Source organism: Pseudomonas kulmbachensis (genome assembly GCF_963681935.1).
In the GTDB taxonomy this organism is placed as follows: domain Bacteria; phylum Pseudomonadota; class Gammaproteobacteria; order Pseudomonadales; family Pseudomonadaceae; genus Aquipseudomonas; species Aquipseudomonas kulmbachensis.
Genome location: NZ_OY817088.1, coordinates 973,818 through 997,302, shown reverse-complemented (window position 1 = coordinate 997,302; position 23,485 = coordinate 973,818). Strand labels below are relative to the sequence as shown.

Below are 23,485 nucleotides of genomic sequence, written 5' to 3'. Positions count from 1 at the left end.
TCTCCTCAAGGGTGGCTCAGGGCCGAACGTGGCACGGTTGCTGGCGGCACGGACTCATCGATCACCGGCAGCGGTTTGACATAGCGCGCCACACACACGGCTCCGATGATGGTCAGCAGCCCCGCCAACAGGAAGGCACTGGTGAACGAGCCGCTGAACTGCACCAGAAAGCCGGTCAGGGTCGGGCCGATAATGCCCGAGGTATTGGCCAGCAAGTGCATGAAGCCACTGACACCACCGACGCGAGCGGCAGGCACCGTGTCCTGGATGATTGCCCAGTAGATCGCACCGGTGAGGTACAGAAAGAACACCGCCAGAGCCACCAGCGCGACCGCCGGATACAGGGTTTTGACGATCCCGGCAAAGCCGATGCACACCGCACACGCCAACAGACAGGTGACCAGCACCACTTTGCGCGAAAACATCATTCGCCCGGTTTTCTTGAACACAAAGTCGGAAATAAAGCCGCCCAGCGCCAGGCCAAGGAAGCCCAACACCCAGGGAATAACCGTGGCGATACTCATTTCTTTGACGTTCAGGCCGTGGGCCATGGTCAGGTAGCTGGGGAACCAGGTCAGGAAGAAGAACAGCGTGTAGTTGTACGAGAAGAACGCCAGCGAGGTGAACAACACTGTCGGTTGCTTGAGGTAGTAACGCAACGGATGAACCGGCTGAGCCGCCATCGCGCTCTGGCCTTCGCCCTGGGCAATTTCTTCGGCGACCTTACCGGTAGGCTTGTCCTTGACGAACTTGTACCAGACCGCAGCCCACACCAGGCCCACCAACATGATGATGACGAACGAGATTTTCCAACCGTAGCTGATAGCGATAAAGCCCACTACCGGCCCGGAAATTGCGCCACCCAATGGGGTGCCGGACATCGAGGTGCCCAGTGCCCGCGCCCTTTGTTTGGGGGTGTACCAGTTGTTGACCATCTTGCTCGTGGTCACGCTCAGTGGGCCTTCGCCCATGCCGAACAGGATGCGGATAAACACCAGCGACATGAAGCCGACGGTCAATACCGTCAGACCACTGAACAGCGACCACAGCACCATGGCCAACAGCAGCGTGGTTTTCGCGCCGTAGCGGTCGGCCGCCCAGCCGCCGATAAAGTTGAATGCCGCATAACCGACGAAGAAACTACTGAAAATCATGCCCATTTCACCCGTGGTCAGACCGTAGTCTTTCTGGATGAAGGGGGCTGCCACGGACAATGCCGAGCGATCCAGGTAGTTAATAACGCCTGCCAGGAACAGCATGATGATGACTAACGTACGACCTTGACCAAACATTGGAACCTCCCGCTTGTTGTTTTATTCGGTGAGGGTGCCCGCTGGGGCACGTGTATCTGTGTGCGGTACGCAAAACTCATAGCAGCTGCCGAAGGCTGCGTCCGGCAGCGAAGCTGTCGTAAGGTCAGGCTCCTGGGTGTATCAGGCAAACCTGGAACTCTGGATTTACGATTGCTGCGCAACCGAACGTAGCCTGCGGCAACTGCTACGAAATCTCCTTGGCGCTCAGTTGCACCAGCACCTTGCGAGTCTGCTCGGGGTGGTTTTCGATCAACGCGATCGCCTCCGGCATTTCATCGAACTGGATGCGGTGGCTGATCATTTCCTGGACCTGCAACTTGCCACTGGCGATCAGCTCGATCACCCGCGCGAACTTGCGGTTGTTAAGGCGCGAACCGACCAACGTCAGTTCTTTCTTGATCATTTCCAGCTGCACCAGATCGGTTGGTGTGGTGCTGAAACCCAGTAAACCGATACGCCCGGCCGATGAGGCTATGCGCACCATTTGTGGCATCAGCGCCGGAATGCAGGCCGCATCGACAATCAGCGGCACGCCTTCGCCACCGGTCAGTTCGCGCATCGTCGCCTCAACGTCCACGTCCTTGCCGTTAAGGGTGCGGCTGGCGCCAAAGGCGCGGGCGGTTGCCAGGCGTTCGTCAATCACGTCGGTCACAGTAATGTCGGTCAGCCCCAACGCACGGGCCATTTGCACCAGGGTCAGGCCGATCACGCCAGCGCCGTAAATCAGCAGGCTGTCGCCGGGGTGCGGCTGCATGCGGTCAAGCACGTTCAGGGCGATGGAGTACGGTTCCACCAATGCGGCATGGCTGAGGGACATGCTCTGCGGCAGGCGATGGACATTGCTTGCTGGCACGCAGACCTGCTCACTGAAACCACCGTCGCGGTGTACGCCAATCACTTGCAGCTGGGTACAGACGTTGGGCCGATTGATGCGGCACGGGTAGCAGGTGCCGCAGCTGATCACCGGATCGATGCACACGCGGTCGCCGACCTTGATCTGCTCCACGTCCGCGCCGACGTCGCTGACCACGCCAGAGAACTCATGACCGGTTACCCGGGGGAAGCGCACAAAGGCGTTCTGCCCGTGAATGATATGCAGGTCCGAGCCGCAGATACCGGCATAGGCCACGTCAACCTTGACCTCATTGCGCGCCAGTTGCGGGGTATCAACCTGGGCCAGGCCGAACTCAAAGGGAGCTCTTACTTGAAACGCTTTCATCGGGTAACTCCTGCCAAGGCATGACGCCCAGTTTTTTATAGTTATTTAACAGTCGTGCTAAACGCTTTTAAGCCGTGCTTACCAGTGCCACAGCGTGCCGTCTTCGAGTCGATTGACCGGCAGGCTGGCGCGCTTGTAGGGGTATTTGGCGGCGAGTTCTTCATCGATATCCACGCCATGCCCCGGAGTTTCACCGGGAGTGAAATGACCGTCTTCAAAGCGATAGGCGTGAGGAAAAACCTCATCGGTCAGCGGGTCGTGAGGCATATGTTCCTGAATGCCAAAGTTGGGCACCCAGGTATCGAAATGCAGCGCCGCACCCATGGTGACCGGCGACAGATCGGTGGCGCCATGGAACCCGGTGCGAACCTGATAAAGCGCAGCAAAGTCGGCGATCCGGCGCACATGGGTAATGCCCCCGGCGTGGACCAGCGTGGCGCGGATATAGTCGATCAACTGTTCCTGAATCAGCTCGCGGCAGTCATGAATCGAGTTGAATACTTCACCCACGGCCAATGGCGTGGTGGTGTGCTGGCGAATCAGGCGGAAGGCTTCCTGGTTCTCGGCCGGGGTGCAGTCTTCGAGCCAGAACAGATTGAACGGTTCAACGGCCTTGCCCAAACGCCCGGCTTCAATTGGCGTCAGCCGATGGTGGACGTCATGCAGGATGTGCAAGTCATCGCCAAAGCGTTCGCGTACGGCGGCAAACAGCTTGGGCACATAGTTGAGGTATTTGGCGGTGTCCCACACATGCTCGGCGGGCAGATCGCTGTCGGCCGGTTCATAACGTTCGCCACTGCGCTTGGCGACGCCATAGGTGGTGGCGATGCCCGGAATCCCGCATTGCACGCGAACCGCCTTGTAACCCAGTTCAACATGGCGGGCGACTTCGGCCAGGCAACCTTCGATGTCCTTGCCCGTGGCATGCCCGTACACCATCACCCGCTCGCGGCTCTTGCCGCCGAGCAACTGGTACAAGGGCATATTGGCGGCCTTGGCCTTGATGTCCCACAACGCGACGTCAACGGCAGCAATCGCAGTCATGGTCACCGGGCCACGACGCCAGTAGGCACCGCGGTACAGGTATTGCCAGATGTCCTCGATACGCTGGGCATCACGCCCGATCAGCGCTGGCAGCACGTGCTCTTCGAGGTAGGCAACGACCGCCATTTCCCGGCCATTCAAAGTGGCATCGCCGATACCGTAGACACCGGAGTCAGTGACAATTTTAAGGGTAATCAGGTTTCGACCCGGGCAGGTGACGATCACGCGCGCTTCAACGATTTTCATGGGTTCAGGCCTCGGCGACAGAAGAAAATACAGGCATGTACAGGCTCGGCATGGCGGCTGCGGGGATCAGCGCACCGGGATGCTGCACCACCTCGGCGGCCAGCGTATGGCCCCAGCGTGCAGCGTGCTGCGGCTCGCCGCCTTGCAAGCGACAAGCAAGGTAAGCCGCACTAAAGGAGTCGCCTGCCGCCGTGGTATCGACGATCTGACGCACCCGTTCTGCAGGCACCTCGAAACGACCTGCGGCACACTGGATCAAGCACGAATCCGGGCCACGCTTGAGGGCCACTTCACCTACTCCGAATTGTTCATAGGCGCTGAATAACGCCTCGTGATCGGCATAACCGAACAACGCGGCATCATCGTCCCAGGTGATCAGGGCCAGGTCGGTCAGGCGCAGCATGTCGCTGTAGGCCTGGCGCGCGGAAGCCGCATCGGGCCACAAATGGGGACGGTAGTTGTTGTCGAAGACAATGCGCGTGCCGCCCTCACGGGCCAGGCGCAGGGCCAACATCAGGCGTTCGCGGCCGCCGGGGGTGAGGATCGCCAGGCTGATGCCGCTCAGATACACATAGTCATAATCAGCCAGGGCGCGCAGTACTGCGTCCGCTTCAGGCCCGTCGAAAACCCGCCGGGCGGCGGCTTCGCCACGCCAGTAGGCAAAGCGACGCTCACCCTGGTCATCGGTCTGGATGAAATACAGCCCGGGCAGCGCATCCTTGATCACCCGCACATGCTGATCACCGACCCCTTCGTCGCGCCACAACTGGCGCATGGCGTCACTGAACGTGTCTGCGCCGATGGCGGTTACATAGTCGGCAACAATCCCGTTGCCTGCCCCCAGACGGGACAGATAGACCGCGGCATTGAGCGTGTCGCCGCCGAACGTCTGGCTGAAAACCGCACCCGGCTGGCCGCGCATCTCAATCATGCACTCGCCCACCAGTGCCACCCGCAGGGGCTGGGTCAAATTGGCCTGTGGGCAATGCCCGAGGGTTACCGTCATCACTGCGCGCCTTGTTTTTATGGGTCGCTTTGCGTCAACGCAGGCACTGGATGGTGACCTTGCGTCGAGCTGTTTATTGTTTTCGGAACGGCGTTTCATTTTTTGCTTGAGGCCGAGTTTAATCAAATTCCTTACACCGTCAAGAAAAATGAAACAGCGTTTCGTTCTCCTACGGTATATCCTTGTTTTTTTTAAAATTGCGTTGGAGCCTTCATGGACAACAGCACCACCCAGAACAACGAACTGGTCTCCGCGGTCGGCCGGACCATGGCTGTACTTGAAGCCCTGGCCGAGCATCCCGAAGAAAGTGGCGTGTCAGAAATCGCGCAAAAACTGGACATGTCAAAAAGCACGGTTTACCGCTTTTTGCAGTCACTGAAAGCCCGTGGCTATGTGGTTCAGGATGCCGAAGATCGCTACCGGCTCAGCGTGCGACTGTTCGAACTGGGCGCCCAGGCCTTGCCTCATCTGGATATCGTGCGTGAAGCAGAACCGGGCATGCGCCGCATCAATGAACTGACAGGCGAAACCGTGCACCTGGGCATCCTCGACGAAGGCAGCATCGTCTACGTGCACAAGATCGACTCCAAATACAATCTGCGCATGTACTCGCGCATCGGCCGCCGCGCCCCGCTGTACTGCACCGGGATCGGCAAGGTGCTGATGGCCTGGCTGGAAGAAGATGAGTTGCTCGCGCACTTGCGCGAAGAAAGCTTCGAACGCCGCACCGCCAATACCCTCACCACGGTCGAGTCGTACCTGCAAGAACTGGCGGTGGTTCGCGAGCAAGGCTATGGCGAAGACCATGAAGAGTTCGAAGACAACATGCGTTGCCTGGCAGCTCCCATCCGCGACCGTTTCGGTCACGTCATTGGCGGCATGAGCGTGTCCTTCCCATGCTTTCGCTTTCGCGAAGAACTGAAACAGGACTACGTCAAACAGCTGATGGAGGCTTCGCAGCAGGTGTCGAGCCAGCTGGGGTGGCATCCGGAGTAATCGCAGCCATCGTGATCGTGTAGTGGTGTTCACGATGGCCGCCCAAGCAAATACGAATAAAACGCATATGCGGTAACCACCTTGAATACGATAGACTTTCCGCTGCCAAAACATCGGCAACGGACCAGCCTCTCGTACAAGGATCGTCATGCTCAAACACACACTCCCCCTCGCTCTTGCCGCCTTGCTGCTCACAGGTTGCCAGTCCAACGCCAGTGCCCCCGACAAATCGCCCATACCCACTCCCGCCCAACAGAAGGAGCAGGCATTGCAACGTGGGGTGTATGAAAAGCTGGTCAGTAGGGTTCTTGCCCGAGAGGGCGACCTGGCCAATAGCCAAGGACGGGATGGCAGCTTCAACCTGATGATCACCCTCGATGACAAGAACCGCATCATCGGGTGCGACACTCAACCCAACAAGAAACTGGATGAGAGGTTCTACCCTTACAACCGCAAACTGGCCAGGAACCTGGTATCGATTTGCTGGACAGCTGTGTTCCCCGAACTGCCCTCGTCGCTGATCGACCCTAAAAGAAAGACTGCCAAGGTCGTAGCGCCAGTAGCGGTTTACCCACTGACCGGGCTGTCCGCCGAGGCACGCACACAGCGCGCAGCGGTGTTGCAGGACAAGGCGCAAAACGACTATCTGTTCAAGCAACTGCTCGCTCCGCTAGCCATCGACAGCATTGGCGTGGCCACGCTGATGATCATGGGCGACAGCACCGGCCGTGTGCAGGAATGCGCTGCCAGCCTGGATCCGCATGCTCTGCGACTCCAAGCGTTCAAACAGGATGACGCCTTGCTCGCCAGCCTGGTCCAACGCTGCAAACAACTGGACCTGAGCGCCATGCCGGGCTACGCGCCCAATGCCAAGGGCATGACCAGTTTATTCCATCGAATCGAATACACGCCCTGGAAAGCCGGTCTCAAAACCACTGCCAGAACTGCCGCTGAGTGATTTTAGCCGGGATAACAAAGGCGCGAGGCATCAGTCAGACTCAGGTGTGCCATCGCGGGCAAGCCCGGCTCCCACAGGCTCTATAGCGCTCACAAAAACTGATGAGAACCGTTTACTGAGCGTCGGCTTTTACACTGACAAATCCAGAGTCCAGCCCGAACACCTCAACCCCTTTGGCTGTCGACTGGCCAATCGTGACTTCACGCCGTACCACTGGCGCGTCAAGGCGCTCGCGGTGATGTACAAACATGCCGTCCTCAGCCTGCTCAACTGCAGCGTGAGGAATGATGAAGCTATTTTCATTGCGGTACGTCACGATCGTCATATGCACACTCATGCCCAGTCTGACGTCCTTGAAGTCACCGTTCTCGGGAGCATTCACGGTGATCGTGATCGGGAATCTTGCAGCACTGCCGGGGTTCTCATCCTGAACAGCCATCTGACTGATAGCGCTCACATAGCCGCTTAACTGCCGCCCCGAAAATCCGTCCCCGGATATTGCTACTTTCTGGTTCAGGGCGAATTTGTTCACATCCGACTCCGACACCTGAGTGACAATCTTGAGCCCTTTCATGTTGGCCAGTTTGATCAATTGTTGACCTTTGGCCAAAAGAGCGCCGGCATGAATCGCCTCGACTTCCCCCCCTGTCGACTGTGGCACCCCAAGGGACAGCACAACACCCGAAAACGGCGCATGGAGCATCTTGAGTTCCAACAATGCGTTTAACTGTTCATGAGCGATGGATGCATTCTGGTACTCCATATCGGCAATGGCTTTGGCCTCACCCTTGCCGGCAGCCAACACACTCTTGAGCTGCACTTTGGCGGCCGTCAGCTCAAGCGATTGCAGGTAACGCTGCTGCTTCAAGGCATCGAGTTCATTGCGCGGAACAATACCTTTTTGATACAGCGCCTCGACTTGAGAAAACTCCAGGTCAAGCGTCTGCTTGGACAGTTCGGCCACTCTGAGCATCTGCTTCGCTTGCAGCACTTGCGGGTCGGTTGCCCAGGTACGGTAGATCTCAACGGTCTGCTGCATTTTCAACTGGTTGGCCAGGGCATCCCGCAGCTTGATTTCAAGCAACGCCGTATCAAGAGACAACAAGGCTTGCCCCTGTTCGACCTGCATGCCTGGGCTCAACTCATTGGCCAGGACTAAACCTTCAAAAGGTGCAGTGATAATCGAGGTTTCAATCGGTTCTATTTTGCCGACCAGGCCGATTTCATGCTCCAGTTTATGGCTACTGACAGCGACCCAGGAAACATCGTCGCCTGGGGCCGCAGGCAGGTACAACATCAGCCCCAAGGCCAACACCAGCCCGCCCACCGCAAGATACTTCCAGCGTCCTGTCATGGCTTTGATCCGGTCAAAAACCTTCAAGTGAAATCTCCCAGCTCTCCAGCATTACACCCAGCAGCAGATCCAGTTGAGCCCTGGCATCCAGGTATGAAATTTTCGCATTCAAGTTCGCATCTTCGGCCGCACGCAGGTCGGCTTCATAACTGATGATTTGAAAGTTGCTGGATCGGCCAGCGTTCAATTTGTCGTTCTCGATGGACAGCTTGCGCCCGGACAGATCGATAATCCGCTGTGAGATTTCAAGCTGACGCCACAGGGTGTTCAAGCCTCTGACCGCATCGGTGATCTGCCGCTTCAAATCAATCCGAGCCTCTTCCTGAAGCAACTTCTGCTGTTCCACCATAGTCTGGGCATTGACCTTGCCTTGGCGGATGCCGAGATCACCAATGGGGATCTCCAGCTTCAGACCGGTGTAACTGTCCCACGCCCGATTGGCGCCGTTGATGCTGTGTTGGTCCCGCTGTTGGGTGACACCCGCCACCAATGACAAGTCCCAACGGGCCCTGTCTTGCGCGAGCAACAAGTTGATTGCTGTCTGTTCGCTCTGCAGCATTGTCGCCAAATATTGCGGCTGCTTGGCCTGCGCCACCCTCAATGCCGTCGCCTGATCAATATCAAGCCGGGTCACTTGCAGGGCGTCACTGGCACGTACAGGCGTCGCCAGGTCGAGTGCCAGCAACTTGAGCATCATTAGGCGGCTCGCCTCCAACTGATTTTTCGCCTCTTCTACCGCTAACTCCTGTGTCGCGATATCCGCCTCGATCTGCACAACGTCAAACTCCGCCACTCGCCCTGCAGTAATCAGCAACTTATTGACCTTGAGCAACGAAACAGTCCGTTCAAGCGCATCCGTGGCAAGCGCCATTTGATTCTGGGATTTCATCAGCGTGCGATAGGCCGCGATGATTTCATACAGGGTTTGGGACACACTGGTTTTCAAATTCAACTGATTGACTTGCTCGGTCAATTTAGCAAGGCGCAAGGGAGCCGTCGTGACGTCTTGGCCTGCCCCCCTGAGTAACGGTTGAGTCACCGTCAGCCCCAGACCGTTACTGCTCAGGTCACCTGAATTTTTTGTGGCATTGAGCTGCTGGTTCCAGCTCAGATCAATGTTGGTGCCATACTCACCCAGCAGGCTCACCGAGGGCGCAATGCCGGTCGTGCGACTGCTGTCGGCGTTACCCTTGGATAGCCTGTGAGTACCACTGAGCTTCAATTTGGGATTGAACAGGTCATCGGCCACGAGCAGATCGAACTTCTCCCGCAAGCGTTGAAGCTTGAGGCTGCGAATGTTGTAGTTGCGGCGCAAGCCCAGCGACACGGCTTCGGCCAACGATAGATCGATCACGTGCTGGCTCAACAAGTCACTGCGCAACTCGCTGTGGTGCAGCACGCTGGCTTCGACTCGGGCCGGGGCTGCGGCCAGCTGTTTCGACAGGATCAAAACACAGCACGCTGCGCTTGTGGCAACGACTAGTTTAGTAATCACGCAGAGCCTCTACAGGGGTAAGCCGCGAAGCCGCGATTGCCGGTTTCAAACCAAAGAAAACACCGACCAGTAAGGTGCTCGAAACGCCCAAAGGGATAGACAGCATCGCCAACTCAAATGCCCACCCCGATATCACGGCATACAGCCAGGCCAGCGCAATACCAACGCCCGCTCCCAACACGGCACCCAGCGTACTGAGCGCAAGCGCTTCGACCAGAAACAAATTGCGTATATCCTGGCGACGGGCGCCGATAGCCATCCGCAGACCAATTTCAATACGACGTTCAGAAACATTCATGTACATGACATTCATTACGGCAACGCCACCCCCCACCAACGTAATAATCCCCAGCGCTATCAAAAGATAATGGAAGGTTTTGTTCTGACGGCTCATGGCGTCAATCATTTGTTGCGCCACTACTATTTCGACAGTGCGTGTTTTAAACGCAGCACTCAAACGTTCCATTACTTGTGGAACGACAAGCTCGATTTTTTGTGCAGGGCCAACTCGCATAATGACATCAGTAATAGCCGCACCACTGTCTACCCGAGCCAAACCTTGAAGCGGCATAAATAGTGAATGATTCGTCAAGACTGGACTGAGCATTGATTCCATAGCGGGTTGCAAAACGCCGACAACCTTGAACAAATAGTTATTGATCTTGAGCCACTCACCCACTTGAATACCGAGGCCGTTGCTACTCAAAGAAGTCGCAACGGTGTGACCGAGCACAACGACATTATCGTCACGATCAAACTCATGTAGAAAACGCCCACGACTGATTGACAGCTTTAGTACTTCAATCAAAGCCGGCTCCGTCCCGACAATTCTCACATCAATATAAAGACGATTAAAACCGGCCTTGCCCGACACTTCCGAAACGGGAGCAACCATCAAATGCTGCAAATCCAACCCGCGGATATTCGCGGCATCCATCCTGAGAAATGAATCTTTAAATCTCTGTTCATCATTCAGCTTGGCAAACAGCGTATCAACCCCCATACCCTGGAATATTTTCGCAGCCTCCTGGCTTGTGTTATGGCCAACATTAATAACCGCCACAATAGAACCACTGCCGATTACAATGCCTAACAACGCCAATACCGAGCGCTTGCCCATCGTACGAAAACTGTCGATGGCATCTTCAACTACCTGAGTCACCGCAGGGGTTATCAACCGGGTTAAAAAACTCATGCCTTGAGTTCCACAACGACACCACCGCGCACTACCACCTGGCGCTGCATTAGCCGCGCAATACCCTGGTCGTGGGTCACAATCAATAACGTCACGTTCTTTTCTTTTTGTATCGACAGCAGCAGCTCCAGAATCTCACTGGCTGTCTGGTTATCCAGACTTCCTGTCGGTTCATCGGCCAATATCAAGGACGGCTCGCCTACCAGAGCACGCGCGATGGCCACTCTCTGCTTTTGCCCACCTGACAGGTCGGCGGGTTTATAACCGGCGCGCTGCGCCATACCCACCCTCTGCAACATGCACATTGCATGTTCAAGGGAGTGCGCTCGATCCATCCCGCGGTACCGAAGCGGCAATGCCACATTCTCGATAACTGTCAAACGGGGGATCAGATTGAAATTCTGAAAGACAAAGCCGATTTGCATTTTTCTAATGGCTGCCAACTCATCATTTCGAGCGTTTGCAACCGAGCGTCCCATAAACAGGTACTCACCCGCATCTGCAACATCCAGCAGACCTACAATATTCAACAGCGTACTTTTACCGGCCCCCGAAGGGCCGATAATGGCACAGGTTTCCCCCACCCCAACCTGAAAATCGACCTGACTGATAACCGGGTTCAACTTTCCAGCATGACGGTAACTTTTACTTACGCCTCTCATTGAAATGCAGTTTAAATCATGCATAACAACCACATACCTTTGCGCAATAGAGACAGGGCATTAACTGCTGAAATACAACATTTAAACATCGTGACAAGCCATGCACTTAAACCGTACCCAGCACACTATACTGTGCACTCTTCCTTCCCGATGATGCACTGACAAGAAAGAGCACACAGCCCAACACTATAAACATCAGTGCAGGCAGGCACTACTTTCTTAGAAGTAGACCGAGCTAGTGTAGCAACGTGGATCAGTCCCTGACTTATCGAATACAAACTCGACGACTAGCTCGCCTTTTTTGCTGGCAACCACGAAGTTACTGCGTGTCAAAGCCACACTATGCCACTTGCCGTCCTGAATCATACTGTCCCTAGAGGGGTCCCTGTGCTCATTGCGAGCAAAGTTCGGCGCTGGGCTAGCGTAAAGATTCACATTAGCCTTGTTGCCGCCCTTCTGACCGTTAAGACGGGTGATTTTGTAGCTTGTAAGATGCACCCACCTACCCGCCTGAAAATGATTCCCCACCTTTCCTTCAGCAACACCGACAAAGTTGCCTGACTTGCAAGTCAGCGAGAAGGTTTTTTCCTGGCCTACGCCCACAGAAAGGGTTGTTGCAAAGCTGGCGGTTGCCGGCAAACATACGAGAGACATTACTACAGCGAGTTTCTTTAACGACAACTTGGACATGACGCGCTCCTGGTTAAATGTAGACAAAATTTCCTGGTGGAATTCAGCCTGAGCATTTGACCATTCGCACGCAGTTAGTAATGTAGGATTTTCCTTAACGCACTGAAGGGCAAGGGCCACATAAAAAACTCCAATAGAGAATATTATCCGCACATGTGAAATCTTCTTTCCAAGCCAGCGCTATCCAAATCCAGACTTGAATCGCAGCCATAAAAAAACCCCGCGCTTCTCTCGAAGGCGGGGTTTTTCAGTCTGGCTTTCTTAGTGTGCGTAAGTCAGCAGCAACTCGGCAGGCGCTTTGAAATCCAGAGACATCATGACGCTCAGGGCGGTGATGGTGAAGATCGAGAACACGAACAGCTTGCGTGCCCAGACCTTGTCGTCGACGGCCTTGTAGCCGGTCCACGCCATGTACAGCCAGTACATGCCCATCGCTGCTGCCACGGCCATGTAGCTCATGCCGGCGTAACCGCCGAGGGTGAGCATCAGGGTCGCGATCAGGAACGCGAGGATGTAGAGCAGGATGTGCTTCTTGGCAACCTTGATCCCGCGCTTCACTGGCAACACCGGAATCGATGCAGCCAGGTAATCGTTGAAGCGGAAGATCGCGATGGCGTAAGAATGCGGCATCTGCCACAGGCTGAACATCACCAGCAGGGTCAGTGCGGCCATGTCGAAGCTGTTGCTGACTGCGACGTAGCCGATAACCGGAGGCATCGCACCCGACAGACTGCCAATCAGCGTGCCGTGAACCGACTTGCGCTTGAAGTACAGGCTGTACAGACCAACGTAGATCACGAAGCCGATCGCAGCGAACAGAGCCGCCAGCGGGTTGGCCACGCGATACAGCAAGTAAAGGCCGGCGCCCCCCAGCAAGGTGGCGTAAATCAGCGCCACCTTGAGGGAGATCAGGCCTTGAACCAGTACGCGGTTCTTGGTGCGGTCCATCTTGATGTCGATATCGCGGTCAATGCAGTTGTTGAACACACAACCGGACGCGACTACCAAGGAGGTGCCGATTACCGCGGCCAGGAACAGGGCAAGATCGAAATGCCCCTTCGAGGCCAGGAAAAACCCACCTGCCACAGAAAGCACGTTACCGAAAATGATCCCCGGTTTGGTGATTTGGATAAAGTGCTTAAAGGACATCGGGTCTTACCTCACTTCGCCATCATTTCAGTGTGGATGCTGAACATGATCCACAGGGACAAGCCCACCAACAGCACAATAACCAGGGCTGCGAATATCAGCGCCGTGACGTTGTTGCGTTGTGCAGGCGAGCGGTCCAGGTGCAGGAAGTACACCAGGTGAACAACCACTTGCACCACGGCGAACAACAACACGATCGCCAGGGTGGTGAATTTGGGCAGCGATGGGTACATCACCAGCCCGAACGGAATAACGGTCAGGATCACCGACAGGATGAAGCCGATCGCGTAGGACTTCACGCTGCCGTGGTTGGCGCCGTCGGAATGTGCGTTAGCCATTACAAAGTCCCCATCAGGTAAACAACGGTGAATACGCAGATCCACACCACGTCCAGGAAGTGCCAGAACAGGCTCAGGCAGCTCAGACGGGTCTTGTTGGTCGAAGTCAGGCCGTTTTTCTGCACCTGATACATCATGATCGCCATCCAGATCAGACCGCTGGTCACGTGCAGACCGTGGGTACCGACCAAGGTGAAGAACCCGGACAGGAAGCCCGAACGGCTAGGGCCGTAGCCTTCGGAGATCAACAGGTGGAACTCGTTGATTTCCATGGCGATGAAGCCTGCACCGAGCAGGAACGTCATGCCCAGCCAGAACAGCACCTGCTGCTTTTTACCCTTGAACAACGCCAGCATGGCGAAGCCGTAGGTGATCGAACTGAACAGCAACAGGGCAGTTTCACCCAGTACGTATGGCAGTTCGAAGATGTCGTGGCCCGACGGGCCACCCGCTACGTTGTTAACCAGAACTGCATATACCGCGAAGATCGACGCGAACAAAATGCAGTCGGTCATCAGGTAGAGCCAGAAACCAAAAATGGTTGTCTCGCCCGCGTCGTGGTGTTCCTCGTGCTCATGGTCGTGACCATGAGCGTGTCCAGCAGTGGTCGCTAAGTTCGACATGGTTTAAGCCTGTTCCAACTTGGTTTCAACACGGGAAGCCGGGATTGCTTTTGCGGCTACCAGACGCTTGTGCTGCTCAGCCTCGATACGCTCGATGGTCTCAACCGGCACCATGTAGCCTTGGTCATCACGGGCAGCGTGGGCAACGAAGACCACGACAGTGCCAACCAGACCAACGATGGCCAACCACCAGATATGCCAGATCATTGCGAAACCGAACACGGTCAGCAAAGCACCCATGTACACACCGGTAGCGGTGTTGTTAGGCATGTGAATCGGCGAGTACTTGGCCGGGGCCTGGTACGCAGTACCGTTTTCCTTGGCTTCGGTGAACGCGTCGATGGTGTCGACTTTTGGCACTACAGCGAAGTTGTAGAACGGAGGTGGCGACGAAGTCGACCATTCCAGGGTGTGGCCATTCCACGGATCGCCATGCTCGCAGGCGTTCTCTGGCAGCTTGCGGTCACGAATACTGACGTACAGCTGGATCAGTTGGCAGGCGATACCGATAGCGATCAGTGCCGCGCCGAACAGGGCAACGTACAGGTAAGGCACCCACTCAGGGTTGGTGCTGGCGTTCAGACGACGGGTCATGCCCATGAAGCCCAGCGCGTAGAGCGGCATGAAGGCAACGAAGAAGCCGACGCACCAGAACCAGAACGCTGCCTTGCCCCACTTCTCGTTCAGTTTGAAGCCGAACGCTTTAGGGAAGTAGAAGCTGAAGCCTGCGATGTAACCGAATACCGCGCCGCCGATGATCACGTTATGGAAGTGAGCAATTACGAACAGGCTGTTGTGCAGTACGAAGTCAGCACCCGGGATGGCCAGCAGTACGCCGGTCATGCCGCCAATGGCGAAGGTCACCATAAAGCCCAGGGTCCACAGAACCTGGCTGGTGAAGCGCAGACGGCCCTGGTAGATGGTGAACAGCCAGTTGAATAGCTTGACCCCCGTCGGGATCGAAATCAGCATCGTCGCCAGACCGAAGAAGGCGTTGACGCTTGCACCCGAACCCATGGTGAAGAAGTGGTGCAGCCAAACCATGAAGCCCAGCACCGAGATCGCGCCGGAGGCGTAGACCATCGAGTGGTGACCGAACAGACGCTTGCCGGTGAACGTGGAGATAACTTCGGAGAAGATACCGAACGCCGGCAGAATGAGGATGTATACCTCAGGGTGACCCCACGCCCAGAACAGGTTGACGTACATCATTGGATTGCCACCAAGTTCATTGGTGAAAATGTGGAAATCCATGTAACGGTCAAGTGTCAGCAGTGCCAGGGTAGCGGTCAGGATCGGGAACGAAGCCACGATCAGAACGTTTGCCCAGGTGCAGGTCCAGGTGAAGATCGGCATGTCCATCAGTTTCATGCCAGGAGCACGCATCTTCAGGACCGTCGCCAGGAAGTTAACCCCGGTTAACGTCGTACCTAGCCCCGATAGCTGGAGCGCCCAGATGTAGTAATCCATCCCCACGCCCGGGCTGTACTGCAGGCCCGACAGCGGCGGATAGGCAACCCAGCCGGTCTTGGCGAACTCGCCGACGCCCAGCGACAGGTTAACCAGCACAACGCCGGATACCAGCAGCCAGAAGCTCAGGGAGTTCAGGAACGGGTAAGCCACGTCACGGGCGCCGATCTGCAGCGGCACTGCAAGGTTCATCAGGCCGGTGAAGAATGGCATCGCCATGAAGATGATCATGATCACACCGTGAGCGGTGAAGATCTGGTCATAGTGTTCAGGTGGCAGGTAGCCAGGCGAACCCTCGGTGGCCATGGCCAACTGGGTACGCATCATGACGGCGTCGGCAAAGCCGCGCAGCAGCATGACCATAGCGACGATGATGTACATCACGCCGATTTTCTTGTGGTCGACTGACGTTAGCCATTCGGTCCACAGGTAAGTCCACTTCTTGAAGTAGGTGATTGCCGCAAACAGCGCCAGACCACCGAGCGCGATCATGGCAATGGTGACCATGACAATCGGCTCGTGGAACGGGACCGCTTCCCAACTTAATTTACCAAACATCGTTTACTCCTCTGCCCCGGCAGCTGAATGCGAACTCATGTCCACCACATCGGTCCCGGCAACTTCTTTCTTCTCGTGCTTCACCGGCTTGCCTGGCTTCATACCTTCGTACTTGTCGACGATTTTCTGAAACAGGTTCGGTGTGTACGCGGAGAACAGTTCAACGGGGTTGTTCTGGCTTGCTTTGGACAAAGCAGCGTATTCAGCTTCATCAAGCTGTTTAGGTGACGCTTTGACTTCACTTACCCAGGCATCAAAGTCAGCCTGAGATGTCGAGATCGCTTTGAATTTCATGCCAGTGAAACCAGCACCGCTGTAGTTGGCAGAGATGCCTTCCATTTCAGCGTTGCGGTTGGCAATCAGGTGCAGCTTGGTCTGCATACCGGCCATGGCGTAGATCTGACCGCCCAGGCCCGGAATGAAGAACGAGTTCATGACCGTGTCAGAGGTGATACGGAAATTGACCGGGGTGTTAGCCGGGAACACGATCTTGTTGACGGTGGCGATACCCTGTTCCGGGTAGATGAACAGCCACTTCCAATCCATTGCCACCACTTCGATGGTAATCGGCTTGACGTCAGATTCGAGCGGACGATACGGGTCCAGCGCGTGGGTCGACTTGTAGGTGATCACGCCCAGGGCGATGATGATCAGAATTGGCACAGTCCAGATCACAACTTCGATCTTGGTGGAGTGAGACCACTTTGGTGTATAGGTAGCGCTGGTGTTCGACGCGCGATATTTCCACGCGAAGACGAGGGTCATAATGATGACCGGCACCACGACCAGAAGCATCAGCAGTGTTGCAGTGATGATCAGATTCCGCTCTTCGATCCCGACCTGCCCCACCGGATCGAGCAATGTCATATTGCAACCTCCCAGCAGCAACGTGCCGAAAAGTGGCAATAAGCCAAGGAGTCTGGGGTACCTTTTTTTAGTCATCTCACGACCTCTAAAACAGCTTGCACAATGCAGTTGGTTTTTTTCGCCAACACTTCGCCCTGCCAAGGGTTGGCTCTTTTCCGGAATTGAATAAAAGCCTGCTCTATCACCATCAGGCGAACGGGCAAATTCCGGGTTAGCAGTGATTTCTTATTCGATACGTGGTCAATGGCCTTGTTACAGACCAATTCCATTTGGTGCGGAACTTAGAAGGGTTGCCAGTACCTGGGAGTCGCATGGGACGCCTGTCATGAACCGCCCAGTCGCCCTTCAACTTCCCGCTTGGGCTCAGGGATGAGCAGGCTGGACGTTCAGTGCGGGCGATTGTAGATAGGTAGCTCTCTATAAACCATGTCTCATCCAGAAATAATTCTTCTCGGCTGCGGTAACAATCCCTACCTATTATTACCCGCTGCGCTTGGGCACACCTCTGATCCCGTGCTGTAGCACACCATTAGCCCTGCATTTCAATGCCCCTTTTTAGCGCATCAATGGCCACCCCCTACCCCGCTTGAACGCCCAAATAAAAAGGGCTACAGCCGATTTTCATTGAGTCTCGAATCGCGCTTTTCAAGCCCTGCATCCGTTTTAAAATGCCTTGCCGGAGTTACATAAAGTCATACGTTTGAAAGACCGCCTGTCTGACCAAAACAGGCCCTGCGGCATTTTCTCCGTGACAATATGTCGCAGTGCCGCACACCCTTTTTCGGCGTCGAATGACATCCCCTTTACATTTGCGCGCAGACAAAAAAACGCCCCGCTTCTCCAGAGGAGGAACGAGGCTGTTCAAGCAGGATTTAACCCTTGGCTCAGCTTGATTTGCTGCGGTTGCGGTAAATACCCAGCGGCACCAGCACGGCAGTCATCACAAACGCCGCCAGCGCCCACTGCGCCAGCGAAAGGCCCAGTACGGGCGGGTACGGGGTTGAACAAAACCCGTCGACCTGAAACCCCAAAGGGAAGATGGCAGCCAGCGGCAAGCCGTCGACAATCGGCTGCAACGCATCAAGACCGCAGCTCACCGCAGGGTTAGCCAGAATGTAGACATGGCGCCCGGCAGCGACGATTCCACCAATGGCGCTCAGTACCACCAGCACTTCAAGCACCGTAAGACTGCGCCTGGTGGGCATCGCCGCACCAATAAAGGCGAAAATCGCGATCAGCAGCAGGGCATAGCGTTGCAGAATACACAACGGGCAAGGCGCCTCGCCGAGCACGATCTGCATATAGAGCGCACCGCCAATCAGTGCCAGGCAGATCAGCCCAAGCAGGACCAGGAAACGCTTCTCCCGGCCCAATTGCATCATGTCTTCCGTCATCCCGCGTCCCTTTGCCTGATTGTCTGTAAACGCGCAGTTTACACCCAGACCCTCGGCTTGGATGTATCTGAACATTACAGGGAAAGTGTCGCAGGGGGATTAATGGGGGATTAAGGCCCAGCTTTTGTAGCCGCTGCCGCAGGCTGCGATGGATTGCGCAGCGATCCTGCTTTGCAAGATCCTGCGGCCCTTATCGCAGCCTGCGGCAGCGGCTACAGCTTTTAACCTGTATTGGCGGTTATTTCAGCTCGGCAGCCGGGCCGAAGAACTCATAGCGGCTTTGCTTTTCAGGCACGCCCAGCGCTTTCAGATGACGCTTGACCGCTCCCATAAAGCCTTTTGGCCCCAGGAAGTAAGCATCCAGATCACGCTCCTGTGGCAACCACTGGGCCAGCACTTCTTCAGTCAGCATTCCTACATGATCTACAGACTCGTCCTGCTCGTCGTAACAGTAAAAACGCTGCAATTGCGGATGCTGTTCGGCCAAATCATCGACCCAAGTGCGGAACGCGTGTACATCGGCATTGCGCGCGCAGTGGATAAAGTGAATCGGACGCTGGGTGGCCAGTGCGGCTTCGAGCATGGTCAGGGTTGGTGTAATGCCTACACCACCACTGATCAGCACCAGCGGCTTTTGGCTGTCAGTCAGGGTGAACTCGCCCGCTGGCGGGAACAGCTCCAGCGTGTCACCCATGCTCAGGCGGTCATGCAGGAAGTTCGAGACCACCCCGCCGCTTTCGCGCTTGACGCTGATGCGGTAGCGACCGACCTGGGCCATCGCCGACAATGAATAGTTACGACGCACCTCTTCGCCATCGATGATCAGCTTCAGGCCAATGTATTGGCCGGGGGTAAAATCGAGGATCGGCTGCTGGTCAGTCGGGCTGAAGTAAAACGAGGTGATCTCTGCGCTTTCCTGGATTTTGGCCGCCAGTTTGAACTCGCGCCCGCCACGCCAGCCGCCGGGTGCAGCAGCTTTTTCATCGTATATGGCAGCTTCGGCACCGATCAGGATATCGGCCAGCTGGTTATAGGCCGCGCCCCAGGCGCTCAGCACTTGCGGGGTGGCAATGTCGCTGCCCAGAACTTCCTCAATTGCCCGCAATAAGCAGCTGCCGACAATCGGGTAATGCTCCGGAAGGATTTGCAGTGCAACATGTTTGTTGATGATTTTGGCCACCAGATCGCCCAACTGATCGAGCTGGTCGATGTGCCGCGCATACATCAGTACACCGTTGGCCAGCGCCCGCGGCTGGTCGCCACTGGCCTGGTTGGCCTGATTGAACAGCGAGCGCACCTGCGGGTACTCCGACAGCATCATGCGATAGAAATGAGTGATCAGCCCCTCTCCGCCGCTCTCCAGCAGTGGCACGGTGGATTTAACGATGGCACGATCTTGAGCAGTAAGCATAAGGGTGACTCCTGAGCACGTAGGCTTTAGCAATTACCCTTTACTTATCAGTTTTCATGCCAACAATTAAATCCTTTAAAATCAACATCTTAATACATAGATAGTCATTTTGACTCACACTGATTTATAGTCATACAGACTACACGAGGTCAAAATGACTGCAAAACTGCTGCTTACCACTCTATTGCCGCTTGTGGCTGACCTGTCCCGCGACCTGCCCGAAAGCGAACGCTATCGACGCTTGCTGCAAGCCCTGCGTGCCCTGCTCCCATGCGACGCTGCGGCTCTGTTGCGGCTGGACGGCGAATGGCTGGTGCCACTGGCAGTCGATGGTTTAAGCCTCGATACATTGGGGCGGCGCTTCAAGGTCAGTGAGCACCCGCGCTTCGAAGCGCTGTTCGCCAGCCCCGGTCCGACACGCTTCCCCAGCAATTGCGAACTGCCCGACCCGTATGACGGGCTGGTCGACGGGCTGGCTGAGCACCTCGAAGTACACGACTGCATGGGCTGCCCGCTGTTTGTCGAGGAGCGCCCCTGGGGGCTGCTGACCCTCGACGCACTGGACCCAAAACGTTTTGAGCCGATCGAACTGGACGACCTGCAAGCCTTTGCCAGCTTGGCCGCTGCCACGGTCAATGTTGCCCAGCGCATCGAGCGCCTGGCGTTGCGGGTAGAGGATGAGCAGCGCAAAGCCGAACTCTATCGACAGGCCAATGGTTCACCCAACAAGGAGCTAATCGGCCAGAGCAAGGTCCACAAACACCTGCTTGAAGAAATCGCCCTGGTGGGCGGCAGTGATCTGACGGTCCTGATCACCGGCGAAACCGGTGTCGGCAAGGAGTTGGTAGCCCAGGCCATTCACGCGGCCTCGCCACGGGCGGATAAACCACTGATTAGCCTTAACTGCGCCGCCTTGCCCGACACGCTGGTTGAAAGCGAGCTGTTCGGCCATGTGCGCGGCGCCTTTACCGGGGCCATGAATGACCGGCGCGGAAAGTTTGAACTGGCCAATGGCGGCACCCTGTTTTTGGATGAAGTGGGGGAGCTGTCGCTAACCGTACAGGCCAAATTGCTGCGGGTACTGCAAAGCGGGCAGTTGCAGCGTTTGGGCTCGGATCAGGAGCATCAGGTCGACGTGCGGCTGATCGCGGCAACCAACCGCGACCTGGCCGAGGAAGTTCGCAGCGGTCGCTATCGCGCCGACTTTTATCATCGCTTGAGCGTTTACCCGCTCAAGGTGCCCGCCTTACGTGAACGCGGGCGCGATGTGCTGCTGTTGAGCGGTTTTTTTCTGGAACAAAACCGTTCGCGTATGGGCCTGGGCAGCCTGCGCTTGAGCCCTGATGCGCAAGCCGCGCTGGTGCAGTATTCATGGCCTGGCAATGTGCGCGAACTGGAGCACTTGATTGGTCGCAGCGCCCTGAAAGCCCTGGGTAATTGCAGCACACGGCCGCGTATTTTGACCCTTACGGCAGCGGATCTGGATTTGCCGACGACCAGCGCAAGCGCCGCGCTGATTGAACCCGAAAGCGTGCCGGATGCCGTCGGCGACTTGCGCCTGGCTACCGAGAACTACCAGCGCCAGCTGATTAGCGCCTGCCTTGAACGTCATCAGCACAACTGGGCCAGCGCGGCGCGAGAGCTGGGGTTGGACCGGGCAAACCTGGGCAGGATGGCCAAGCGCCTGGGCTTGAAATAACCAGACTCCTGTAGCCGCTGGCGAGGTACGAGGCTGCGATGTGGGTCGCAGGCCCACCGCTTGGGGCCAATGCGCTGCCCATCGCAGCCTCGTACCTCGTCAGCGGCTACAGGAAAATGTATTCATGTCGATAACCCTGTATCGCTCCCACAACAGAAGGTTTTTATGTCATCGAACAATGCCCGCGCAGATTCACTTTCGCTTCTGCTGTTCACTCTGCGCAGCGGCAAGTTGTTGGCGATCAACCTGCTCAAGGTCAGTGAGATCATTCCCTGCCCACCCCTGACCAAAATGCCCGAGTCGCACCCCAATGTGAAAGGCATCGCGGTGTTACGCGGCACAGCGCTGTCGGTGATTGACCTGAGCCGCGCCATCGGTGAACAACCGCTGCTCGACCCTGACGGCGGCTGCCTGATCGTGACTGATGTCAGCCGCTCAAAGCAGGGGTTGCATGTGCAGGCGGTGAGCAAAATCGTGCACTGCCTGAGCACCGACATTCGCCCGCCACCCTACGGCTCCGGTAAACGCTCGTACATAACCGGCGTCACTCAGGTCGACGGCGTGCTGGTGCAGGTATTGGACATCGAAAAAGTGATCCACGGTATCGCCCCGACAAGAGTGGAAAAAGCCAGCGAGAGCCTCAGCAAGGAAGAGTCAAAACTGCTGGCCAACGCGCGAATACTGGTGGTTGATGACAGTCAGGTGGCACTGCAACAGTCGGTAATTACCCTGCGCAACCTGGGCCTGCATTGCCACACAGCGCGCAGTGCCAAGGAGGCCATCGAACGCCTGCTGGAACTGCAAGGCACACCGGATCAAATCAACGTGCTGGTATCGGACATCGAAATGTCCGAGATGGACGGCTACGCCTTTACCCGTACCGTGCGCGAAACTCCGGACTTTGCCCACCTGTACGTGCTCCTGCACACCTCGTTGAACAGCTCGATGAACAGCGAAAAGGCACGCCTGGCAGGGGCCAATGCGGTGCTGACCAAGTTCTCTTCACCCGAGCTGACACAGTGCCTGATCCTGGCTGCGCGCACGGTTGCCGAGCAAGGTTATTGAGCGACATGAGCGAGTACTGCCTGCTGCTGCGCAAAGACCTGACAGGCCCGCCGGCAACAGCTCACTGGCCTGCAGATGTAAGCCTGGTGGCCCTCGACGAGAATCTGATGCAACCGGTGCATGCCTTGCTCAGCCAGGGCTACAGCGATGGCAGTGGCAATATTGATTCGCTCGAGAAGTGGCGCCACAGCCTGCTGCACGACGCCGAATATGACCCGCAGTTATGCTTGATCGCAATGCGTTCAGGGGTAGTGGTGGGGGTTGCGCAAGGCTGGACCAGCGCTTATCTAAAAGATTTGGTAGTGCATGCCGGACATCAAGGGCAAGGCATTGGCCAGGCGCTGCTGGCGCGGATGTTTGCGGTCTACGCACAACGCGGTGAGCCCTGCGTTGACCTGAAGGTCATGGAGGACAACACCAAGGCCCGCCGTTTATACGAACGGGCCGGGATGGTTCAGGTGAAGCGCATCGAGCTCTGAATCAGCGCTTGCCCATGGTTTTACGTGTGCCGTGTGGCGGTGCGCCAGGGGTTGTGTCGTGGCCGCCGAGACCGCTTTTCTGGTAGTACGCCTTGCCTTGGGACTTGGCCTTGGCAAACTCGGAAGGTTTGAAAGGGAACGTGAACGCAGGAATTACCGGTTTTTTCGGGGCCTCCAGCTCGGTTGTATTTTCAACCAGGTCAGTGCCCACGGCATCAGGAGCCGTCGATTGGGTAGGGGTAGTCATGAAAGCT

At 56.4% G+C, this 23,485-nt stretch carries 22 protein-coding genes; 5 read left to right on the top strand and 17 right to left on the bottom strand.

Going from position 1 to position 23,485, the window contains the following annotated elements; all coding sequences use genetic code 11:
• Positions 1–5: 5 nt before the first annotated feature.
• The 4 genes from U5A05_RS04750 to U5A05_RS04735 form a co-directional block, all read right to left on the bottom strand.
• Entirely contained in the window at positions 6–1,292 is a 1,287-nt protein-coding gene (locus tag U5A05_RS04750) for an MFS transporter (protein ID WP_261741037.1), read from the bottom strand.
• Between the two features lie 205 nt (positions 1,293–1,497).
• Positions 1,498–2,532 carry a Zn-dependent oxidoreductase gene (locus U5A05_RS04745; protein ID WP_261741036.1) on the bottom strand — a complete coding sequence of 345 codons (1,035 nt, stop codon included), beginning with the start codon at positions 2,530–2,532 and terminating at the stop codon, positions 1,498–1,500.
• A gap of 78 nt (positions 2,533–2,610) precedes the next feature.
• Positions 2,611–3,822, bottom strand: coding sequence for a D-mannonate dehydratase ManD (gene manD, locus U5A05_RS04740; RefSeq protein WP_321835860.1), 1,212 nt, complete (start codon positions 3,820–3,822; stop codon positions 2,611–2,613).
• A 4-nt stretch (positions 3,823–3,826) separates the two neighbouring features.
• Entirely contained in the window at positions 3,827–4,828 is a 1,002-nt protein-coding gene (locus tag U5A05_RS04735) for a sugar kinase (RefSeq protein WP_261741034.1), read from the bottom strand.
• 213 nt (positions 4,829–5,041) lie between these two features.
• On the opposite strand from U5A05_RS04735, the gene kdgR reads away from it, so the two are divergent.
• Entirely contained in the window at positions 5,042–5,824 is a 783-nt protein-coding gene (kdgR, locus tag U5A05_RS04730; protein ID WP_321835859.1) for a DNA-binding transcriptional regulator KdgR, read from the top strand.
• A gap of 148 nt (positions 5,825–5,972) precedes the next feature.
• Entirely contained in the window at positions 5,973–6,782 is an 810-nt protein-coding gene (locus U5A05_RS04725) for a hypothetical protein (protein ID WP_321835858.1), read from the top strand.
• Between the two features lie 112 nt (positions 6,783–6,894).
• Here the strand turns inward: U5A05_RS04725 and U5A05_RS04720 are convergent, their stop codons facing one another.
• The 12 genes from U5A05_RS04720 to hmpA all read right to left on the bottom strand — a co-directional run bounded on the left by U5A05_RS04720 (position 6,895) and on the right by hmpA (position 19,988).
• On the bottom strand, positions 6,895–8,163 hold the full coding sequence (locus U5A05_RS04720) for an efflux RND transporter periplasmic adaptor subunit (protein WP_321835857.1): 1,269 nt from the start codon (positions 8,161–8,163) through the stop codon (positions 6,895–6,897).
• Positions 8,150–9,628: a TolC family protein gene (locus tag U5A05_RS04715; protein WP_425262904.1), complete on the bottom strand. Its 1,479-nt coding sequence runs from the start codon at positions 9,626–9,628 to the stop codon at positions 8,150–8,152. Before U5A05_RS04715 ends, U5A05_RS04720 begins: the two co-directional genes overlap by 14 nt.
• Positions 9,621–10,826 carry an ABC transporter permease gene (locus tag U5A05_RS04710; protein WP_321835855.1) on the bottom strand — a complete coding sequence of 402 codons (1,206 nt, stop codon included), beginning with the start codon at positions 10,824–10,826 and terminating at the stop codon, positions 9,621–9,623. The genes U5A05_RS04715 and U5A05_RS04710 overlap by 8 nt, the downstream gene beginning before the upstream one ends.
• A complete protein-coding gene (locus U5A05_RS04705) occupies positions 10,823–11,512 on the bottom strand; it encodes an ABC transporter ATP-binding protein (RefSeq protein WP_321835854.1) in 690 nt (229 codons plus the stop codon). The genes U5A05_RS04710 and U5A05_RS04705 overlap by 4 nt, the downstream gene beginning before the upstream one ends.
• A gap of 195 nt (positions 11,513–11,707) precedes the next feature.
• A complete protein-coding gene (locus U5A05_RS04700) occupies positions 11,708–12,178 on the bottom strand; it encodes a hypothetical protein (RefSeq protein WP_321835853.1) in 471 nt (156 codons plus the stop codon).
• A gap of 261 nt (positions 12,179–12,439) precedes the next feature.
• Entirely contained in the window at positions 12,440–13,327 is an 888-nt protein-coding gene (gene cyoE / locus U5A05_RS04695; protein ID WP_261741025.1) for a heme o synthase, read from the bottom strand.
• An 11-nt stretch (positions 13,328–13,338) separates the two neighbouring features.
• Positions 13,339–13,665 (bottom strand): cytochrome o ubiquinol oxidase subunit IV, encoded by a 327-nt coding sequence (gene cyoD, locus U5A05_RS04690; protein WP_261741024.1) that lies wholly within the window; start codon positions 13,663–13,665, stop codon positions 13,339–13,341.
• A complete protein-coding gene (locus tag U5A05_RS04685; protein WP_037031938.1) occupies positions 13,665–14,288 on the bottom strand; it encodes a cytochrome o ubiquinol oxidase subunit III in 624 nt (207 codons plus the stop codon). Before U5A05_RS04685 ends, cyoD begins: the two co-directional genes overlap by 1 nt.
• Before the next feature lie 3 nt (positions 14,289–14,291).
• Positions 14,292–16,316, bottom strand: a complete 2,025-nt coding sequence (gene cyoB, locus U5A05_RS04680; RefSeq protein ID WP_261741023.1) for a cytochrome o ubiquinol oxidase subunit I — start codon at positions 16,314–16,316, stop codon at positions 14,292–14,294.
• A gap of 3 nt (positions 16,317–16,319) precedes the next feature.
• On the bottom strand, positions 16,320–17,258 hold the full coding sequence (cyoA, locus tag U5A05_RS04675; protein ID WP_261742375.1) for a ubiquinol oxidase subunit II: 939 nt from the start codon (positions 17,256–17,258) through the stop codon (positions 16,320–16,322).
• Between the two features lie 809 nt (positions 17,259–18,067).
• Positions 18,068–18,577, bottom strand: a complete 510-nt coding sequence (locus U5A05_RS04670) for a disulfide bond formation protein B (RefSeq protein WP_261741022.1) — start codon at positions 18,575–18,577, stop codon at positions 18,068–18,070.
• Between the two features lie 238 nt (positions 18,578–18,815).
• Complete coding sequence (gene hmpA / locus U5A05_RS04665; RefSeq protein WP_321835852.1) at positions 18,816–19,988, bottom strand: NO-inducible flavohemoprotein; 1,173 nt, start codon at positions 19,986–19,988, stop codon at positions 18,816–18,818.
• A 154-nt stretch (positions 19,989–20,142) separates the two neighbouring features.
• Here hmpA and norR point away from each other — a divergent pair, with 154 nt between their 5' ends.
• The 3 genes from norR (at position 20,143) to U5A05_RS04650 (ending at position 23,231) form a co-directional block, all read left to right on the top strand.
• Positions 20,143–21,687: a nitric oxide reductase transcriptional regulator NorR gene (norR, locus tag U5A05_RS04660; protein WP_321835851.1), complete on the top strand. Its 1,545-nt coding sequence runs from the start codon at positions 20,143–20,145 to the stop codon at positions 21,685–21,687.
• A gap of 165 nt (positions 21,688–21,852) precedes the next feature.
• The gene (locus U5A05_RS04655) at positions 21,853–22,752 is read left to right on the top strand and encodes a chemotaxis protein (RefSeq protein ID WP_261741019.1); all 900 of its coding nucleotides are present in this window, start codon (positions 21,853–21,855) and stop codon (positions 22,750–22,752) included.
• Positions 22,753–22,757: 5 nt separating this feature from the next.
• Complete coding sequence (locus tag U5A05_RS04650) at positions 22,758–23,231, top strand: GNAT family N-acetyltransferase (protein ID WP_321835850.1); 474 nt, start codon at positions 22,758–22,760, stop codon at positions 23,229–23,231.
• 1 nt (position 23,232) lies between these two features.
• Here the strand turns inward: U5A05_RS04650 and U5A05_RS04645 are convergent, their stop codons facing one another.
• Entirely contained in the window at positions 23,233–23,478 is a 246-nt protein-coding gene (locus tag U5A05_RS04645) for a hypothetical protein (RefSeq protein ID WP_261741017.1), read from the bottom strand.
• Between the last annotated feature and the right edge of the window lie 7 nt (positions 23,479–23,485).

Coding starts and splice junctions, on each gene's coding strand:
- cyoE (WP_261741025.1), bottom strand. CDS start 13,327: ATGTCCTTTAAGCACTTTATCCAAATCACCAAACCGGGGATCATTTTC.
- U5A05_RS04750 (WP_261741037.1), bottom strand. CDS start 1,292: ATGTTTGGTCAAGGTCGTACGTTAGTCATCATCATGCTGTTCCTGGCA.
- U5A05_RS04745 (WP_261741036.1), bottom strand. CDS start 2,532: ATGAAAGCGTTTCAAGTAAGAGCTCCCTTTGAGTTCGGCCTGGCCCAG.
- U5A05_RS04670 (WP_261741022.1), bottom strand. CDS start 18,577: ATGACGGAAGACATGATGCAATTGGGCCGGGAGAAGCGTTTCCTGGTC.
- U5A05_RS04655 (WP_261741019.1), top strand. CDS start 21,853: ATGTCATCGAACAATGCCCGCGCAGATTCACTTTCGCTTCTGCTGTTC.
- U5A05_RS04725 (WP_321835858.1), top strand. CDS start 5,973: ATGCTCAAACACACACTCCCCCTCGCTCTTGCCGCCTTGCTGCTCACA.
- U5A05_RS04710 (WP_321835855.1), bottom strand. CDS start 10,826: ATGAGTTTTTTAACCCGGTTGATAACCCCTGCGGTGACTCAGGTAGTT.
- U5A05_RS04735 (WP_261741034.1), bottom strand. CDS start 4,828: ATGACGGTAACCCTCGGGCATTGCCCACAGGCCAATTTGACCCAGCCC.
- norR (WP_321835851.1), top strand. CDS start 20,143: ATGACTGCAAAACTGCTGCTTACCACTCTATTGCCGCTTGTGGCTGAC.
- manD (WP_321835860.1), bottom strand. CDS start 3,822: ATGAAAATCGTTGAAGCGCGCGTGATCGTCACCTGCCCGGGTCGAAAC.
- U5A05_RS04645 (WP_261741017.1), bottom strand. CDS start 23,478: ATGACTACCCCTACCCAATCGACGGCTCCTGATGCCGTGGGCACTGAC.
- hmpA (WP_321835852.1), bottom strand. CDS start 19,988: ATGCTTACTGCTCAAGATCGTGCCATCGTTAAATCCACCGTGCCACTG.
- kdgR (WP_321835859.1), top strand. CDS start 5,042: ATGGACAACAGCACCACCCAGAACAACGAACTGGTCTCCGCGGTCGGC.
- cyoA (WP_261742375.1), bottom strand. CDS start 17,258: ATGACTAAAAAAAGGTACCCCAGACTCCTTGGCTTATTGCCACTTTTC.
- U5A05_RS04700 (WP_321835853.1), bottom strand. CDS start 12,178: ATGTCCAAGTTGTCGTTAAAGAAACTCGCTGTAGTAATGTCTCTCGTA.
- cyoD (WP_261741024.1), bottom strand. CDS start 13,665: ATGGCTAACGCACATTCCGACGGCGCCAACCACGGCAGCGTGAAGTCC.
- U5A05_RS04705 (WP_321835854.1), bottom strand. CDS start 11,512: ATGCATGATTTAAACTGCATTTCAATGAGAGGCGTAAGTAAAAGTTAC.
- U5A05_RS04685 (WP_037031938.1), bottom strand. CDS start 14,288: ATGTCGAACTTAGCGACCACTGCTGGACACGCTCATGGTCACGACCAT.
- U5A05_RS04650 (WP_321835850.1), top strand. CDS start 22,758: ATGAGCGAGTACTGCCTGCTGCTGCGCAAAGACCTGACAGGCCCGCCG.
- cyoB (WP_261741023.1), bottom strand. CDS start 16,316: ATGTTTGGTAAATTAAGTTGGGAAGCGGTCCCGTTCCACGAGCCGATT.